Raw genomic sequence first — 17,966 nt, forward strand, 5'->3', positions numbered from 1 at the left:
CGGTCGTCACCCCTGCAGATAGCGCAGGACCGCGAGCACCCGGCGATTGTCGATCTCCGAGGCCGACAGGTGCAGTTTGCCGAAGATGCTCGCGACGTGCTTCTCGACCGTGCCCAGGGTCAGGACGAGCGCGGTCGCGATGCCGGCGTTCGAGCGGCCCTCGGCCATCAGGGCGAGCACATCGCGCTCGCGGGCGGTGAGCGGGTCGAGCCCGCCGGTGCGCCCGCTGGCGGCCAGCAGGTGGCGGACCACCTCGGGGTCGAGGGCGTTGCCGCCGGCCGCGACCCGGGTCACGGAGTCGACCAGCCGGCCCTCGGCGGCCAGGGACTTCATCAGGTCCCGGATCCAGCGGATGCCCTCCGGGTCCAGCCCGTTGACCGGCTCGTCCAGCAGCAACACGGCCGGGTCACCCAGCAGAGCAGCCGCGATGCCGAGGCGTTGAGACATGCCCAAAGAGAATTTTCCCGTACGGCGATCAGCCGCGCTCTCCAGCCCCACCAGCGCGGAACGGGGTTGCTCGCCGCCGGCGCGGTAGGGTGCGCCCGCGCGCTGCGGCCCGGATGGAACGCCTTGGTCTCCAGCAGCGCCCCCACCTCACGCAGCGGCCAGGCCAGCTCACGGTAGCGGCGCCCGTCGATCAGCACGGTGCCGCGGTCGGGCCGGTCCAGGCCGAGCATCATCCGCCTGGGGTTTTCCCCGGGGTGGACCGAGGCTGTGGCGCTCAGGCCGGGTGGGCCGTCGTGAGGTCGGCGAAGACGACGATGTTGTCCTCGTAGTGCCCGGCCGCCCGGTCGAAGTCGCCCCCGCAGGTGATCAGCCGCAGCCCGGCCCGATTGATCGCGCCGTACACGGCCTCGGTCGGGAACCTCGCCTTGGCGTAGCGCACGACCTCGACCACGGTGAACATGGCCATGCTGCCGTCCGCCCGATCCACGTTCACCGAGTCTCCCGGCCTGAGGTCGGTGAGCTTGTTGAACGTGCCCGGCTTGTTCTTGTAGTCGACGTGCCCGGCGAGCACGGCCGGCCCGAGGGCACCGGGGGTGGGCGCCCCGGTGTACCAGCCGACCGTTTTCGCGTCCGTGGGCACCTGCATGGTCCCGTCGGCCTGCTGACCGAGCCCGGTCAGCGGCACGTCCACGTCGAGCGCCGGGATCACGACCCGGGTCGGCGTCGAGGTGCTCATCAGCGGCCCGGTCGTCAGGCCGGTGGTGGGCGCGTGGTCGGGCGGCGTGGCGTCGGCACTGACCGCGGCCAGGGGCGGCTGAGCGGGTTCGGCCCGCGTGCCCCGGACCAGTGCGGTGATACCGATGACGCTCAGGACCAGGACCGCCGCCGAGAGCGCGTAGCGCCCCCAGCGGTTCCCGGCCGACGACGAGGTGCCGGCGATGGACACGCCCGGCTCAGCTCAGCCGGCGGCGGGCGACGAAGGCGCCGGCCGCGGCGAGCAGGGCGAACCCGCCGAGCGCGTACAGCGGCGCGGAGTCGTGCCGGGTGCTGCCGTCACCGGTGGCGACCCCGCCGACCGGCACGGAGCCGACCGCCGCGCCGGAGACCATCCCGCACAGCGCCGGGTCGGTCACCTCCTCCGGGATGCCGGACAGGCCGGCCGACTTGGCCAGAGTGGACTCGCCGAGCCCGGCCAGGTCGTACTTGCCGTTCTTGTTGGCGTCGATGCCGTGCTCGACGACGTGCAGGTCCTTGAGGTGCGCGATGGTGCCGGCGGGCAGGTCGGCGGCCGGGATGACCCGGTCGTAGGCCAGGTTGCCCTTGGCGTCGGCGGTCGGCATCCGGTCCACGGCCAGGCCGCTCTTGGGCGTGGTGTCACCCTTGGTGGTCAGCGACACGAAGATGTTGCCGTAGACCGGCATCCCCTCCTCGGTGCTGACGTAGCCGTTGCCGTCCTGGTCGGCCGACATGTCCGGGCAGTGGAAGTCCATGCCCTCGGTGGATCCGTGCAGGTGCTGCGCGTGCGGCGAGTTCGGGACGAGCCCGGTCGACCGGATGCTGACCTGCAGGTCACCGTCGGACATGGCGGTCAGCGTGGCGGTGCCCGAGGCGCCCGAGTGGTTGAGAGCGTCGAGCTTGACGTGCACGCTCTCGTCGGCGAACGCGGCGCTCGGCGCAGCCAGCAGCAGCACGGCCGCGGCGGGCAGAGCGAGAACGGTGCGGGAAAGTTTCATGACGGGCTCCCTCATTTGCAGTCACGAGGGATTCGGAGCCGTACCTGGTCCGGATTGGTCAGCGGCGTGGTCCGGGGATCGTCCAGATCACCGACGGACGGGCCGAGTCACGAAACCCGTCGACCAGGGTGCGCTCGATGGGCAGGTCGAGATCCCAGTCGGTGTCCCGGGTGGTCCAGGTCAGCGAGTAGGAGCGATCGTCGCCGGCCGCCAGCAGCACCCGGTAGACGTGCCGGCGCGGACCGGTCGCGGGCTGCCAGGAGTACTCCCAGTCGGCGCCCCCACCGGTGATCAGAAGCGGTCCCATGCTGATCTTCCGATAGCCGGGCAGGGCGGCCGTCCGCTCGGCGTCCCGCAGGCGCTGCTGCGGCCGGCCGTCGAGGGCCCCGCCGACCGCCACGAGCAACGACCGGATCCCACCGGGATCGCCGAAGCACACCCCATCGGCGGTGACGGCCCGACTCCAGCCCCGGGGCACCGGGAGGGCGAATCCCGCGCTGTCGACGTGCCACGACCAGCCCTCGGGCAGCGAGATCGGCGCACGCTGGTCGGCGGTCGTCAGTGCTTGCGTCGGTGCCGCGCCGCAGGCGCCCAGCGGTGTGGCCGATGCCGCCGCGGGTGGCGCGACCGGCTCCCCGCCGCGGTGGGATCGCACCGCCACCGCGGTGCCACCGGCCGCGACCACGACGGCGGTGGCGATCCCGGCGAGCAGCAGTCCCCGCCATCGGCGCGCACCGGCCGCCGGTGCGGGCTCGGTGGCCGGGCCGGGCTTGGGGGCGGGCAGCGCGGCGGCAGCGGACCGATAACGCACGGCCTCGACGGTCGGGCGCCGCTGACGCGGTACGGCGTGCACGCCCACGGCCCGCCGGGTGAGGTCACGCATGGCCGCCCGGGCCGCGTCGGCGCTCAGCCGTCGTTCCGGATCGGCGACCAGCAGCCCGGCGATGACCTCGTGCAACGGTCCCGGGCAGAGCGGCGGATCGGGCGCCTCGCTCAGCAGCGCGGCCAGGGAGTCGGCAACTTCCAGGCGGGCGTACGGCGGCCGCCCCTCCACCGCCGAGTACAGCGTGGCGCCCAGCGACCACAGGTCGGCCTGCCGGCTGGAGATGCCGTGGCGGTAGCGTTCCGGGGCGATGTAGTTCGGTGACCCGAGCAGCGGCTCGCCCCGCGCGGGCGTCCCGGCCAGGATGGTGGCCAGGCCGAAGTCGGTGAGCACGACCCGGCCGTCCCCGGCGATCAGCACGTTGTGCGGTTTGACGTCGAGGTGCAGGACACCGGCCCGGTGTGCGGCCTCCAAGGCGTCGAGCAGGGCCAGCCCGATCCGGGCCGCGTGCTGATGGGTCAGCGGCCCGTCCTTGTCCACGATGTCGTGCAGGGATCGCGACGGCACGTACTCCATGACGATCCACGACCGGCCGGCCGCGCTGACCACGTCGAAGATCCGGACGACGCCGGGGTGGTCGAGGCGGGCGGCGGCGCGGGCCTCCCGGACCGTGTCGCGCAGGATCTCGGCCCGGTCCCGGCCCGGCTGGGCGGCCGGCGCCAGGACCTCCTTGACCGCGACCTCCCGATCGAGGAGTTCGTCGTGGGCGCGCCAGACCCGGCCCATGCCGCCGGTCCCGGCCAGCTCGGTCAGTCGATACCGGCCGGCCACCACCTGGTCGTGCCGCTGTTCTCCGGCGTCGAGGCCACTGTCCGGTTTCACGCCGTCCCCCTCTTCCCGGGGCGTCCGCCACCCGCTCACCGGGGATTCGACGCCGATCGGCGCCCGGATTGGTCGCCGCGTAATCAGGCGACGGTGACCGAGATCGTGTGGTGGCCGGTCGCACCGTCCGGGAACGGGGTGGCGCGGGTCGCGGGCTGCACCGCGCCGGTCCGGTCGGTGGCGCGCACGGCCAGCGAGTGCGGTCCGCTCGTCGCCGGCCAGCGGAAACGCCACTGCGTCCAGGTGTCGATCGAGGCCGTGGGCAGCAACTCGGCCGCCTTCCACGGGCCACCGTCGACGCTGACCTCCACGGCCCGGATGCCGCGCCGCTGGGCCCAGGCGACACCCGCGACGGTCACCGTCCCGGCCGCCGGCCGCCCGAACGGCTTCGGTGTGTCGATGCGCGACGCCGTCTTCACCTCGCCCCGGGCCGCCCACCCCCGTTCGACCCAGTAGGCGTCGAACTGATCAAAAGTGGTCAGCTCCAGCTCGGTCACCCACTTGCAGGCGCCTGCGTAGCCGTACAGTCCGGGGGTCAGCATCCGGACCGGGAAGCCGTGTTCGAGCGGCAGCGGCTCCCCGTTCATACCGACCGCGAGCATCGTGTCCCGGCCGTCGACCGCGGTCGCGACCGGCGTGCCGATCGTCATCCCCTCGACCGAGCGGGCGACGATCTGGTCGGCGCCGGCGCGCACCCCGGCCTCGCGCAGCAGCGCCGCCAGGGGCACGCCGAGCCACCGGGCGGTGCCGATGTAGGGGCCGCCGACCTCGTTGGACACGCAATTCAGGGTGATGTCACGCTCGATCAGCGGCCGCCGCAGCAGATCGGCCAGCGACAGCTCCAGCTCCCGATCGACCATGCCGTGGATGCGCAGCCGCCACCGCGCCGGATCGATGCGCGGCACCGTCAGCGCGGTGTCGACGCGGTAGAACGCGGTGTTCGGCGTCGAGAAACCGGCTGCGACTCCGGCCGGCAGCGGCGTGGCCGGATCGGCCGCGGCCGGCAGCCGCACCGCCTCACGGGACCGTCCGGCCGCGTCCTCACGCCGACCAGAAACGGTCAGGGCAGCGGCCTCGGCCACCCCCGCGCCGGCCGCCAGCAGCGACAGGCGAAGAACAAGACGACGATCAACACCCGTTTCCCGTACGGAGGTGAGCCCGGCCGCCCGGGGTTCCCGCAGCGGCCACCACAGGATCGCCCCGGCCAGCGCCGCACCCAGCAGCGACGGCACCACGTCGAGGGCGGTCGCGGCCGGGCGGGACAGCGCGGCGGTCGCGCCGACCGCGCCGAGCAGGGCGGTCCCGACCGGGATGGCGACCCGCCGGCGGGTCGCGGAGATGCCGGTCACCGCGGCGAGCCCGGCCAGGACCACGGCGATCACCGTGAGCAGGACCGGCTTGTCGTTGGTGCCCAACTCCCGTACGGCAAATTCTTTGATCGTCGTCGGTGTGGCGTCGATGACCGCGCCGCCCACCGCGACCAGAGGTGAGGCCGCGGGCCGGGCCGCGGCCGCGAGAAGTTCCGCGGCCGCGATCCCGGCACCCGCCGCGACGATCCCGGTGATCGTCCCGCGCAGAGTGCGCCTCATCAGCTCTTCGGCATCAGGACGGAGTCGATGATGTACACGTTGGCGTTGGCCGTCTGCACATTGCCGCAGATCACCGACGCCGAGTCACCGACCATGAAGTTCTCGCCGCTGCCGGTGACCGTCAGGTCGCCGCCCTGCAGCGTCTTGTGGGTGCCGGCCAGGTCGGCCGGGGTCAGCTTCCCGGACACCACGTGGTAGGTCAGGATGCTGGTCAGCGTCTTCTTGTCGGCGAGCACCTTGTCCAGGGTGGCCTTCGGGATCTTGGCGAACGCGTCGTTCGTCGGCGCGAACACGGTGATCCCGTCGGCCGAGTTCAGCGAGTCGACCAGGCCGGCCTTCTTGACCGCGGTGACCAGCGTCGACAGCAGCGGGTTGCCCGAGGCGGCGGTCGCCACCGGCACCTTGCCCATCGCGTCGAAACTGCCGGCGTTGGACGGGTCGGTCGGTACCGCGGCGCAGCCCGCGCCGAAGTTGACCATGTCGGTCCCCATGCTCGGGGCCATGCTGGGGGCCATTGTCGTGGCCATCGGAGCGGCGGCGCCGGTGTCACCGCTGCTGCTGTCCTTCGAGTCGCTGCCACAGGCCGCCAGGGAGATCGCGAAAATCGTCGCGGCGGTCAGGGCGGTGAACTTCGTTGCACGCATGGTTCGCTCCTCATTTTTGGTGACTTACACCGATGATTCGGAGCGAACCGTGCGCCGGATTGGTGCGATCTCAGATTGTTTTCACGGCGGCCACCATCTGCGTCGGCGTGGGGGACCCACCGGCCGGTTCGACCGACACACCGACCGCCGAGGCGGCCGAGACACCGTGGACGATCTGCACGGCCGAGGTCTGGCCGACGGCCAGGACACCCTCCGACACCGGCGTGCCCGAGCGGACCGTCCACAGCTGATAGACCCGGCCGCCGTCCGGTGCGCTGTCAGCCGCCATCAGGATCACCCCGGAGTCCTTCAACCGGGAGTACGCGACGGTGACCTTGCCGCCGGAGGCCAGCACCTGGTCGCGCAGCACCACGTCGGGGGCGCCCAGGATGCCCCGGACCTGCTCCTCCTGGGTGCGGGCGGCCTCGGCGGTGACCCGCTGATCGCGTACTCGCTGCTCCTGGACCACGAAGACGGCCGTGCCGGTGCCGACCGCGGCGACCACGGCGGCGGCCGCGGCCACCCACCGCGACGGGTAGGCCCGGCGCGCCCGGCGCGGCGTCTCCACCGGCACCTGACGAGTCGTCGCGACCGCGGCCAGCACGCTCTCCCGCAGCCGGGGCGGCGGCACCGACCAGGTGCTGTCCGAGAGCCGGCCCGCGGCCTCCCGCAACTCGGCCGTCTCGACCCGGCACGCCTCGCACTCGCGCAGATGCCGGTCGAACGCGGCCCGTTCGATGTCGTCGACCGCGTCGAGCACGTACGCCCCGACCAGCGAATGAATGTCCGCGGTCACGCCGCCACCTCCACGCCCAAGCAGTCACGCAACCGGATCAGGCCGTCGCGCATCCGCGTCTTCACCGTGCCCAGCGGGGTCCGCAACAGCTCCGCCACCTGCGGATACGAATGCCCCTGGTAGTACGCCATGGTGACCACCTGCCGCTGCAGATCGGTCAGCTCGTCCAGGCAGTGCCGCACCTGCTGACGCTCCAGCCGCCCGGCCACCTCGTCGTCCACCGAGTCGTACGGCGTGTCCAGCGCCGCCGCCCCGGCCTTGACCGTCCGCGCGGCCGACGCCTGCTCCGACCGCACCCGGTCCACCGCCCGCCGGTGGGCGATCGTGAACATCCACGCCGTCGCCGACCCGGCGTCCGGATCGAAGCGGGCCGCCGTGCGCCACACCTCGACCAGCACCTCCTGCGTCACCTCCTCGGCCTGCGCCGGATCCCGCAGAACCCGCCTGATCAGGCCGAACACCCGGGGCGCGACCAGGTCGTAGAGCCGGGCGAAGGCCGGCTCGTCGCCCCGCCCGACCGCCCGTAGCAGGTCACCCACGTCCACCGGGGGTGTCGGATCCGGTCCGGGAACCGGAGTCAGATGCTCCGCCCGGCGGCCTTTGCCACGCTCGACCATCAAAGAACCGTCCTTAGGGCTCGAGGCTTCAGTGGCCATTCGGAGCCGATGGGCGCCCGGATTGGTCAGGACTTTTCCGTGCCGACCCGATTCTCCACCTCGACGGCACCGGCCGATACGATCCGACGGTTGTCGGGGAGGAAACATGCCTGAACTGCCAGAGGTCGAGTCGGCCCGCGCGGTCATCGAACGATCCGGGCTCGGCCGCAAGATCGTGGGCGTGGACGACTCCGACACGTACGTCTGCCGTCCGCATCTTCCCGGGCAGATCCGAGACGCCCTGGTCGGGCGGGAACTCGTGGAAGCGCACCGGCGCGGCAAGAGCATGTGGTGCGACAGCTCGGACCACGGCCCGGAGCTCGGCATTCACCTCGGCATGTCCGCCAAGATCGTGATCGCCGACCCGGACGGCAGCGAAACCGACGGCGGCGACTACTGGGAGGGCCGCCGCCTTCCCGGCGACTACCGCTGGGCCCGCTTCACCCTGACCTTCGCCGACGGCGGCCGTCTCATGCTCGTCGACCCGCGCCGCCTGGGCCGCGTCCGCCTGGACCCGCCGGTCGAAGCCCTCGGCCCGGACGCCGCCACCGTCACCCCGGCCCAGTTCCGGGCCGCGCTCGCCGCCGGCACCGCCCCGGTCAAGGCCCGTCTGCTCGACCAGGACGCCATCGCCGGCATCGGCAACCTGCTGGCCGACCAGATCCTGTGGGCCGCCCGCATCAACCCGGGCCGTCGCGTCGACCGCCTCACCCCGGACGACGTCGACCGCCTGCTGCGCTCCACCCGGTCAGCGGTCCGCTCGGCGATCCGCGACGGCGGCGTCCACACGTTGAAACTGATCCCGTTCCGCTTCGAAGGTGGCCACTGCCCCCGCGACGGCGCCCCGATGACCCGCAGCAAGGTCGGCGGCCGAACCAGCTGGTGGTGCCGCCTGGAGCAGGCCACCTGACGGCTCGTCCGGTCGTGGGCGGCCAGTCGCCTGGCTCCGTCCGCCCCCGGCCGGAACAATCGGGGCAGTGAGCATTGATCGACCCGGATGGGTGAAATCAGGGGTCGGTCATGACGCCGGAGACCTGCGGCGGCTGTGGGCGGCGTACGCCGTCAGCCAGGCCGGATCCGGGATCGGCGCCGGGGCGCTGCCACTGGCCGCGATCCTCGTCCTGCACGTCTCCGACTTTCAGGTGTCGATGCTGGTGGCGATCGCCGGGATCGCCGGGGCGGCCGCGATCGTGCCGCTCGGGCCCTGGGTGGAGTTCCACCGCAAGCGCCCGGTGATGATCGGCGCCGATCTGTTGCGCTTCGCGGCCCTGCTCAGCATCCCGGTCGCGGCGCTGGCCGGGGGACTCACCTACGGACAGGTCTGCGTGGTCGCCGCCGTGCAGACGGTCGGGACCATCCTGTCGTCGGCGGCCAGTGCCTCGTACGTCAGAAGCGTCGTTGATCCGGACCGGCTCGCGGTGATCAACGCGCGGTGGGAGACGACGATGTGGACCGCGAGCACCGGCGGACCTCCCCTAGGTGGATTATTGATCTCGGCGTACGGGGCGTTCACCGTCATCGCCGTCGACGCGATCAGTTTCCTGCTGTCCGCCGTCAGCCTGCACCGCATCCGCCGTCCCGAACCGGCCCCGCCGATCCCGGCCGACCGCCGGCGCCGCCTGGCCGAGATGACCGCGGGCTGGCGGCACATCGCCGCCCACCCGGTGCTGCGGTCCCTGTTCGTGAACGCCATGTGGTTCGGCGGGTGCATCATCGCATCCACTCCGCTGATCACCATCCTGATGCTGCGCGACCTGGGCTTCACCCCGGCGCAGTACGGTTTTGCCCTCGGCGTGCCCTGCGCCGCCGGTGTGGTCGGCTCGCTGCTGGCGCCCCGGATCATCGCCCGCGCCGGGCTGATGCCGACGATCCTGGTCGCCGGCGTCGCCCGCTGCCTGTGGCTGGGCGTGATCCCGCTCGCCCCCGCCTCGGCCACCGGTCTCGCGATGATTATCGGCTCGGACACGGCGTTGCTGCTGTGCGCGGGCGTGTTCAACCCGGCGTTCACCACGTACCGGATGAAGGTCACCGCCGACGGCTACCTCGCCCGGGTCACCGCCGCCTGGGGCGTGAGCAGCAAGATTGTCCAGCCCCTGATGATCGCGGCCGGCGGTGTGGCCGCCGCGACCCTGGGTGCCCGGACCGCACTGCTCGCCCTGGCCGGTCTGCTGCTGGTCAGCATCGCGTTCCTGCCCTGGAAACGATCAGGGTGACGTCCGGACCGGCTACGCCCTGGCCAGGCGTTCGGACAGGCGTTTCTTCGCGGCGGGCCACTCGGCCAGCCGCATCGTGTAGGTCAGAAGGCCGGTTTCCGGCTCGGAGCCGGTCAGGGTGGCGCCGACGCGCGTGATCGCCTCCCGCGAGCGCAGATTACCCGGACCGATACGCCAGACGACGGCCGCATAGTCGAGCGCTTCGAACACGTAGGACATCGTCAGCAGCTTCGTCTCGGTGTTCGCCGCGGTACGCCACCACTTCCGGCCGAACCACGTGCCACCGATCTCGATACGACCGTCGGCGCGATGCCAGCTGTGCAGGTTCGTCGTGCCGATCGCCGTCCCTCCGTCCTGGCTCAGCACGGCGAACGCGACCCGCTTCCCGTCCTCGACGTCCTTGAGGCGTCCGGACACGATCCCCCGCAGCTCGGCCTCGGTACGCGGGGTGGGCGCGCTCAGCCAGCGCCACACCTCCTCGTCGCGCCCGCCCGCCTCGAACAGGTCAGGAACATGGGACTCGGCAAGGGGTTCGAGTCGTACGTGGCGGCCCGCAAGGACAGTCGGTCCCGGAGCTGACGGCATGGCCGAGACGCTACCGGCCCGCTGCCACGAATTGACGCCGGGTCGGCCGGTCGGCTGGGGTGACGGTGTGGGGAATGAATCTCGCATCCGGCGGATCGCGATCGTAGGCAACGGCGGGGCGGGAAAGACCGTGCTGGCCAATCGGCTCGGCGCCCGGCTCGGCCTCCCGGTGACGCATCTGGACGCGCTGCGCTACGCCGACGACTGGAGCCCGGTCGCCGAGGACGTCTTCGTCGCCCGCCAGCGGGAGATCGTCACCGGCGAGCGGTGGATCATCGACGGCAACTCCCTGGCGTCGCTGCCCGTCCGGGCCGCCGCCGCGGACACGGTGCTCATCGTCGACCCGCCGCCGCTGGTCTGCCTGTGGGGAATCCTGCGGCGCCGCCTGCGCTACCGCGGCGGCCGGCACGCCGACGGCGTGCACGACCACATCACCCCCGCCTTCCTGCTGTACGTGTGCCGCTACCGCCGCGACCACCTCCCGCGGGTCCTGGCCACCCTCCGCGAACACGCGAGCCACGCCACCGTCATCCACCTGACCAGCCGAAACCAGGCCGCCGCCCGGTTCCCGTCGTGACCCCGCACCCCCGTCGGCGTCCCCACCCGACCGGGTGCGGTATCGGTTCCGGGGCTCAGCCGACGGCTTCGTGGCGTTCGATCGGGAGGTGAGGTTTCGTCCGTCCGCGGATGAGGGCGACCGCGACAGCCGCGAACAGCATGAATCCGATGGTGGCGAGGGCGGCCAGCGTCGCCCAGCCGTTGCCGCCGCCGGTGCCGACCGTCTGATCGATCCCGCCGGTGGACAGAAACGTCGTCGGGTCGGTGATCGCGTGCAGGATGACGGCGGCCCAGATGCTGCCGGTCACCCGCATGGCCAGGTACATGCAGATGCCGAAGCAGAACGTGTAGAGGACGGTCGTGGCCACGGTGGTGACCGTCATGCCGGCAAGCAGGTTGGTCGTGTGCATCAGCGCGAACAGCAGGGACGACACCACGGCGACGAAACGCTCGCCGTGCCCGGCGTCGCGCAGCATCTTGACGGCCAGGCCGCGGGTGGCCAGTTCTTCCGCGACGCCGATGCACAGCCCGGCGAGCACGATCAGAGCGACCTGTGCGGCGCTCCACGCGCTCCGATCGGTGGCGCCGACGTGCCCGACGACCGCGGCGAACACCGGCACCGGGCCGATCCACATCCAGCCGCGACCGCGGATCGGCTGCGGCCCGAAGACGTCCCGCAGCCAGCCGGCGCGCCAGGTGAACACGAGCAGCGCCGCGGCTCCGATCGCGATTGGCAGGACCAGGCCGAGGAAGATGCCGGTCGGGGCGGCCAGCAGGTCGTCGGCGTTGATGTGGTCGCCGAACAGCAGCCCGATCAGCTGCCCGACGGCGAGGTAGAAGGCCAGGTAGACGACGATCAGCAGAACGGGTTTCCAGGTCGCCGGGCGGTACCGGAGGTTCTCGGTCACGGATCGGAGTCTGTCAGGGTCCGGTTACCAAGAGCGAAACTCTATGGCGCTGATCATCAAGGCCTGGTTGTTACGATTTCGCATGCGGGAAGGTCGGGAAGCGCAGCCCACCCTGGTGGTGATCCGAGGGAACTCGGGCAGTGGGAAGACCACCACGACACGGGAGATTCGCCGACGGTACGGCCGTGGGGTCGCGCTGATCGAGCAGGATCACGTTCGCCGCGTCGTGCTCAGGGAGCACGGCGGCCAGCGGGACCCGGTCGCTCCCACGATGATCGCGACGATGGCCCGGTGTGCTCTGGACGCCGGTTACCACGTACTGCTGGAAGGGATCTTGTCGAACGGCTCCTATGGGCCGATGTTGCGGCAGCTCATCGGCGACCACCCGGGGCCGTCGGCGGTCTACTGGATGCGGGTCGGTTTCGACGAGACCGTGCGGCGGCACCTGCGGCGCGAGGAGCCGATCGCGGTCACCGCCGACCAGATGCGCGAGTGGTTCACCGAGCTGGACCTGCTCGGCGTTCCCGGCGAGCACATCATCCCGGAGTCCACCGGCTTCGAGGACGCCGTCACGACGATCCTGCACACCAGCGGCCTGGACCGGGCCGCGCCCCTGACCCCGTGCCCGGCCGCCTGTCCCCGCTGCGAACAGAAAGCTGTTGTGCCGCCGACCACGGATCGGTGAGTTCCGGTAATGCCGATGGGACGGTGATGCCGACCTGGTCAGTGATGACCATTATGGATGTCGTGCACCGACGGCGGGCGTGGATGTCACGGTTGGGCTGGACTCTGATCGGGGTCGCCCTGCTGGTGGTGAGCCTGTGGGTGGTCGTGTCGACCATGCGGGCCCGGACTCCGGACGAGTTCAACCGCTGGGTGGGGTGGGCCAACGTCCTCGCGCTCGTGGTCGGCGCGCTGGGTACGGCGCTGGTCGCGTTCGACAAGGCGGGGCAGCGGCGCGACCATTCCGCTCCGGACGGATCGGGTGAGGTCTCGGAGCGCTGCCTGGCCGAACTCGGATCGGCTATCGAGCAGGTCTGGTCCCGTGAGGCCGTCATCCGCCAGGTCGGCCCGCCGGCCCCGGTCATGGTGCGGTGGTCGTCGACCGGCCGACCAGCGGCCGGCCGTGACGTGGTCCTGGACGAGCCGGAAAGCCCCGGCTGGCGGGAGTTGCCGATGGAGGGCGACGCCGGTCAGATCGTGGCCGCGTTCCGTGCCCTGCCCCACCGCCAGCTGCTGGTTCTCGGGGACCCGGGTGCGGGCAAGACGGTCCTGGCAATGCTGCTGACCTTGGGGCTTCTGCGTCACCCGGAACCGGGCGAGCCGGTTCCGGTTTTCCTTTCCATCAGTTCATGGGACACCGGCGAGCCCATCGGCGAGTTCATCGTTCGTCGCCTGGCCGAGGACTTTGCCGCCGTTCTGGCCGGGCATGGCGAGCCCGTGACGCTGGCGCGGCGGTTGCTCGGCGGGCGGCGGCTGCTGCCGATTCTCGATGGCCTCGACGAGTTGCCGGACGATCAGCACGGCGAGGCACTCGACGCCCTCGATCGTTTCGGCGCGGAGGAACGGCCGTTCGTCGTCACCTGCCGGGGCCTCGACTACGACCGCGCGGTACGCCGCCGGCAGATGATCCTCTCCCGGGCGGCCGTCATCGAGATTCAACCTGTGGGTGTGGAAGCGGCGGTCACGTTCCTGTCCTACCCGGAGCCGGGGCGCCAGCGTTGGCAGCAGGTCTTCCGCCGGATGCGCGAGCGTCCCAAGGGGCATCTGGCCGCCGGCCTGTCCACACCTCTGCTGGTCGCCCTGGCGCGGGTGGCGTACCGGGAGCCGTCCAGTTTGCCCGCCGAACTGCTCGACCTCCCCAACCGGACCGCGGTCGAGAACCACCTTGTGCGAGCATTCCTGACCAGCGTCTACTCCCGGCCCGGCCCGGCCCCGGACGGGACCCGTCCGAGCCGGGCGTACCCGCTGGAGCGGGCGGAACGATGGCTGACCTGCCTCGCCTTTCACCTGAACCGGACCGGGCTCCGTGACCTGCGGTGGTGGCAGATCGATCCGACGCTGCTGTCCCGGCATCGGGTGCGAGCGTTCTTCTTTCCGCTGATCGTCGTGGTCTTCGGCCTCGCCGCGATCTGGGGCGTGCCCGTGGGTGCTACGCAGGGTTGGTGGCCCGGCGCCCGAGCTGCCGCGACAGGCTTGGTCATCGGTGTCCTGGCCGTCTTCGAGGTCTACCAGGCGATGTGGCCCGGCGGGTACCCGTCGTTCCTGGGACGGGTTCAGCGGATGCAACAGGCGCGGCGGGGGCGATTCGTGGCCACCCGGCGGCTGCGCCTCGGGTACGGGATCGGCGGCGGCCTGCTCACGGGTCTCCTCGTCACCGATCTGCGTACGACGATTCCGGCCGGGATCCTGTGCGGCCTGCTGGCGATGATCGTGCCCACCTTGCGGATACCCCGGCGACTGCCGAGCAACGATCCCGCCCTGTCGTTCCTGATCAACCGGCGCAGCGTGGCCGGTGCTGTCGTGCAGCATGGCGTCACCGCCGGAGCCGTGTTCGCCGTGCTGGCATGGCTGGTGGGATCCACGTCGATCGGGGCGGCGGCCGCTGCCGGGGCGGCGGTCTACGCCACGACGGCGGGCCTGGCGGCCGGTGGCGGGATGTGGATCCAGTTCCGGCTGGTTCATGCGCGGCTGGCCTGGAGCAACTGGCTGCCCTGGCGACTGGGCGCGTTTCTCGACGATGCGCACCGCAGCGGCGTCCTTCGCCAGGCCGGTTCCGTCTATCAGTTCCGCCACGCGCTGCTCCAGGACCACCTCGCCACCCGCCTCCGAAAGGAACGTCTGCGTGAGGATGCCGCGCGGGGCGATGTCAGCTCCGTCTCCAAGCTGGCTGAACTGCTGGTGGACGAGGGTGCCGTAGACGAGGCGATCGACGTGCTGCGGGTGAGTTGTGCCGACGGTAACTGGATCTGCCGGGACCGGATGATCGACCTGTTGGCCGCGCGTGAGCAGGTCGACGAACTCAGGTTGTTGGCCGATCAGGGGATCCCGGCGGCCGTGTGGCACGTGGCTCTACATCTGGCCGGAAATCGTCAGGTGCCCGAGGCCGTGGCGCTACTTTCCAGTATCGATGTGGCCGGGCCCTCCGGACACTCCGACTCCGAGGTCGAGCGAAGATTCGCCGAGATGCTCGCCAGGCAGGGTTGCGAGCGTGAGCTGACCGAGCTGGCCGATCGAGGCAACCACAGCGCGGCATCGGAGCTGGCGGTCCTGCTCGCACGGGCGAGCCGGGCCGATGAGCTGCGGGCGAGAGCCGACGGCGGGGACACTTTCGCCTCTTGGCGCCTGGTGCGATTACTGCGCGAGGAGGGCCGTATCGATGAGGCGATCGTCATGCTGCGAACCCGGATCGGCCGCGGCGACTTGTCGGCCGTCGTCGACCTGACCGAACTCTTCGCGGGACAGGGGAACTGGGAAGCCGTCACCGACCTGCTTCGGGAGGCGGTTGCCGGCAGAAAGTTTCTGAGATCCTTCCGTGAGGCAAAGGTGGTCGACTTGCTGGCCGAACGCGGTCGTGTCGATGAGTTGCTGATGCTGACCGAGGCTGGTAGCCGACATGCGTCCGAACAAGTGACCCCATTGCTGGTCGCGCGGGGCCGGGTTGTCGAGGCCATCGAGATGCTACGCGCGGGTGTCAAAGCCGGTCGGGTCGGCGCGGTCACCGCACTGAACGATCTGATCGCCGATCCGGCTGTGGTCGAGGCAGCCGTCGAGGTGCTGCGTGCGAGCGCCGAATCCGGCGATACCGAGGCCGGGCGCCGACCTGAGGAGTTGACCGCCGACCTCCATGAGAGTCGCGTAATGACCGAGCTATTACGCGCGCAAGCCCGGGCGGGGGACAAGAGCGCCGGCTACTTCCTCGCCGAACTGCTGGTCAAGCAGGGCCGGGTCACGGAGTTGCGGGCTCGCGCGGATACCGGGGACCAGGCGGCCGGAGATCGGCTGGCCGAGCTGCTCATGAGGCAGGGGAGCGTCGACGAGCTGCGTGCTCGTGCGGACAGCGGTGACCAGGCGGCCGGCGAGCGGCTGGTGGAGCTGCTGGCCGACCGAGGCGACCTCGACGAGTTGCGGGTTCGAGCCGACGGCGGTGATCGGAAGGCCGTCGAACCCTTGGTCGACCTGCTGGTCAAGCGTGGCCGCAGCGACGATGCGATCGAGCTCATGTGGGCGCGGGTCGACATCGACGTCAGGGTCAGGGACGGTGATAACGCCCTGCCTCTGCGACTGGCGGGTCTGCTCGCCGAGCAAGGGCACGTCAACGACGCTGCCCGAATTCTGCAGGCACTGGCGGACCGGAACGACTTCGAGGCAACCCGGCAACTCGCCGACCTGAAAGCGATTCAATCCGCCATCGACGTGCTGAGCCCCTACGCCGAGGACGGCAACGCCGACGCCGACGAGCAGCTGGCCGAGCTGCTCGCCGCGCACGGTCGCGTCCGGGAGCTGGGGCAACGGGCTGATTCCGGCGGCCGGCACGCATCCGTCCGGTTGGCCGAACTTCTTGCCGGGCAGGACCGGATCGTCGAGTTGCGCAGGCGTGCCGACGCCAACGATTACTCGGCCGAGAGACTTCTGGTCGATCTGCTGGTCACGAAGAATGACGATCAGGCATTGCGCGAATGGGCCGAGACCGGCAACGGGTCGGCGCTCTGCGGGCTGGTCGCGCTCCACACCGAACAGGGCCGACTCGATCAGGCGATCCGGGTCGTGCGGAGCGCGGGCGACGGCGCGGGCCGCAGGGAGGCGGCCCGTTCCTTGGCCGGCCTACTCGCCGATCGGCATCGGGTCGACGAGGCCATCGATGTCCTTCAGACGTTCACCGACGCCCGGGACCGCTCAGCGTCCAGGGCTCTGGTCGAGTTGCTCACCGGACAGGGCCGTCTGGACGACGCGATCAGGGTTGTCGGGCAGGTTCTCGATTTGGAGTACGCGGCCCTCGAACCTGTCCCGGACGTCGAGCCGGACCGAGAAGGCCCGGCGGCCGAATCGAACCCGGATGTCGAGTTCGGCGGCGAGTGGCTTGACCTCGACGGGGAGGTGCGCGAGTGGGAGCGACGTATGTGCGATCTGTCGGTCGAACGGGGCCGGCTCGACATTGTGCGGGCCGCCGCGGATGCCGGCGATTCCTACGCGCGCAGACGGCTGGCCGCCCAACTCGCTCTGCTCGGCCACATCGACGAACTGCGAACACGCGCCGACACGGGTGATCCTGCCGCCACCGAGGAGCTTATCGTCGTGCTGCACCGGCAGGGCGACATCGAACAGGCCATCGAGCGTCTGCCGGCCTGGGTCACGAACCGGCGGTTGAACTCCGCCTCGGCCCGGTTCGACCTGACACTGTTTTACTCGTCGGCGTCGACGAGTATCCACGAGACCAAGATTGCGTTGATGGATCTGCTGGCGAAGCAGGACCGGGTCGATGATCTGGCCGTTCTGGCCGCTGCTGGTGACTCGGACGCCGAACGGCGATTTGCGGCTCTGCTTGCTCGCCTCGGCCGCACCGACGTTTTGCAGGAACTCAGCGACGCCGGCGATTCCTATGCCGCTGGACTGTTGATCGAAACGCATGCCCGAGAGGATCGGCTGCCCGAGATCGTCACGATCTTACGAGCGGGAGCCGGCGGTAGATTTTCCCGAGCGTCGTTGCGCAGGGCCGGCCGAAAGGTGGCCGACTCGCTCACCGGCCAGGGACGCACCGAGGACGCGCAGGAGATTCTGCAGGCACTCCCGGCCCCGGAGATTATGGTGGCCCGCCCGCGACGGGCCGCCGAGGCCGCCGAGGCCAAGAAGGCCGCCGAGCGCGGTGACATCAATGAGCTGCGCGCGCTCGCGGATGCCGGCCGCCCGGGGGCCGATTGGCGGCTGGCCGGCCTGCTTGTCCGGCTGGGGCGCGTCGAGGAGCTGCGGGAACGGGCCGGCGCCGGCGATTGGGAGGCTGCCAGCCGGTTGGCTCAACTGCTCGTCGAGCGGGTCAGCTGACGCCGGCGCCCAGAAGTCCCGGAGTCCTCGTTCTCGTCGGCGGGTCACGAAGAAATGCTCGGGCATCCGACTGTCTGGTGATGGAATAGTTGG

Annotated in this window: 14 protein-coding genes and 1 pseudogene; 5 read left to right on the forward strand and 10 right to left on the reverse strand. The window is 71.0% G+C overall.

The window, feature by feature from the left end; translation table 11 throughout:
- Nucleotides 1-6: 6 nt before the first annotated feature.
- From ACSHV8_RS10670 to sigK, 8 genes and pseudogenes are all read right to left on the reverse strand, one after another.
- Nucleotides 7-809: pseudogene (locus ACSHV8_RS10670) on the reverse strand (ATP-binding cassette domain-containing protein).
- Nucleotides 722-1,393: a class F sortase gene (locus tag ACSHV8_RS10675; RefSeq protein WP_436531858.1), complete on the reverse strand. Its 672-nt coding sequence runs from the start codon at nucleotides 1,391-1,393 to the stop codon at nucleotides 722-724. The pseudogene ACSHV8_RS10670 and the gene ACSHV8_RS10675 overlap by 88 nt, the downstream one beginning before the upstream one ends.
- 7 nt (nucleotides 1,394-1,400) lie before the next feature.
- Entirely contained in the window at nucleotides 1,401-2,180 is a 780-nt protein-coding gene (locus tag ACSHV8_RS10680; protein ID WP_436531860.1) for a hypothetical protein, read from the reverse strand.
- A 58-nt stretch (nucleotides 2,181-2,238) separates the two neighbouring features.
- The gene (locus tag ACSHV8_RS10685) at nucleotides 2,239-3,885 is read right to left on the reverse strand and encodes a serine/threonine-protein kinase (RefSeq protein WP_436531862.1); all 1,647 of its coding nucleotides are present in this window, start codon (nucleotides 3,883-3,885) and stop codon (nucleotides 2,239-2,241) included.
- 83 nt (nucleotides 3,886-3,968) lie between these two features.
- Entirely contained in the window at nucleotides 3,969-5,474 is a 1,506-nt protein-coding gene (locus tag ACSHV8_RS10690) for a molybdopterin-dependent oxidoreductase (RefSeq protein ID WP_436531863.1), read from the reverse strand.
- Entirely contained in the window at nucleotides 5,474-6,118 is a 645-nt protein-coding gene (locus ACSHV8_RS10695; RefSeq protein WP_436531865.1) for a fasciclin domain-containing protein, read from the reverse strand. Before ACSHV8_RS10695 ends, ACSHV8_RS10690 begins: the two co-directional genes overlap by 1 nt.
- Nucleotides 6,119-6,188: 70 nt before the next feature.
- Nucleotides 6,189-6,914: an anti-sigma factor gene (locus ACSHV8_RS10700; protein ID WP_436531867.1), complete on the reverse strand. Its 726-nt coding sequence runs from the start codon at nucleotides 6,912-6,914 to the stop codon at nucleotides 6,189-6,191.
- Nucleotides 6,911-7,531 carry an ECF RNA polymerase sigma factor SigK gene (gene sigK / locus ACSHV8_RS10705; RefSeq protein WP_436531868.1) on the reverse strand — a complete coding sequence of 207 codons (621 nt, stop codon included), beginning with the start codon at nucleotides 7,529-7,531 and terminating at the stop codon, nucleotides 6,911-6,913. Before sigK ends, ACSHV8_RS10700 begins: the two co-directional genes overlap by 4 nt.
- Nucleotides 7,532-7,676: 145 nt before the next feature.
- Between sigK and ACSHV8_RS10710 the strand changes: the two genes are divergently transcribed.
- Nucleotides 7,677-8,480, forward strand: coding sequence for a DNA-formamidopyrimidine glycosylase family protein (locus ACSHV8_RS10710; protein ID WP_436531869.1), 804 nt, complete (start codon nucleotides 7,677-7,679; stop codon nucleotides 8,478-8,480).
- Nucleotides 8,481-8,547: 67 nt separating this feature from the next.
- Complete coding sequence (locus ACSHV8_RS10715) at nucleotides 8,548-9,783, forward strand: MFS transporter (protein WP_436531871.1); 1,236 nt, start codon at nucleotides 8,548-8,550, stop codon at nucleotides 9,781-9,783.
- A 12-nt stretch (nucleotides 9,784-9,795) separates the two neighbouring features.
- Here the strand turns inward: ACSHV8_RS10715 and ACSHV8_RS10720 are convergent, their stop codons facing one another.
- Nucleotides 9,796-10,368, reverse strand: coding sequence for a GNAT family N-acetyltransferase (locus ACSHV8_RS10720; RefSeq protein ID WP_436531873.1), 573 nt, complete (start codon nucleotides 10,366-10,368; stop codon nucleotides 9,796-9,798).
- A 67-nt stretch (nucleotides 10,369-10,435) separates the two neighbouring features.
- On the opposite strand from ACSHV8_RS10720, the gene ACSHV8_RS10725 reads away from it, so the two are divergent.
- Nucleotides 10,436-10,945: a topology modulation protein gene (locus ACSHV8_RS10725; RefSeq protein WP_436531875.1), complete on the forward strand. Its 510-nt coding sequence runs from the start codon at nucleotides 10,436-10,438 to the stop codon at nucleotides 10,943-10,945.
- A 55-nt stretch (nucleotides 10,946-11,000) separates the two neighbouring features.
- Here ACSHV8_RS10725 and ACSHV8_RS10730 read toward each other — a convergent pair whose 3' ends face one another.
- Entirely contained in the window at nucleotides 11,001-11,834 is an 834-nt protein-coding gene (locus ACSHV8_RS10730; RefSeq protein ID WP_436531876.1) for a CPBP family intramembrane glutamic endopeptidase, read from the reverse strand.
- Between the two features lie 82 nt (nucleotides 11,835-11,916).
- On the opposite strand from ACSHV8_RS10730, the gene ACSHV8_RS10735 reads away from it, so the two are divergent.
- Both ACSHV8_RS10735 and ACSHV8_RS10740 read left to right on the forward strand, forming a co-directional pair.
- Nucleotides 11,917-12,519, forward strand: a complete 603-nt coding sequence (locus ACSHV8_RS10735) for a zeta toxin family protein (RefSeq protein WP_436531878.1) — start codon at nucleotides 11,917-11,919, stop codon at nucleotides 12,517-12,519.
- Nucleotides 12,516-17,873 (forward strand): hypothetical protein, encoded by a 5,358-nt coding sequence (locus tag ACSHV8_RS10740; protein ID WP_436531880.1) that lies wholly within the window; start codon nucleotides 12,516-12,518, stop codon nucleotides 17,871-17,873. Before ACSHV8_RS10735 ends, ACSHV8_RS10740 begins: the two co-directional genes overlap by 4 nt.
- Nucleotides 17,874-17,966 lie beyond the last annotated feature (93 nt).

It is taken from the genome of Actinoplanes sp. HUAS TT8, from assembly GCF_051380535.1.
Lineage (GTDB): Bacteria > Actinomycetota > Actinomycetes > Mycobacteriales > Micromonosporaceae > Actinoplanes.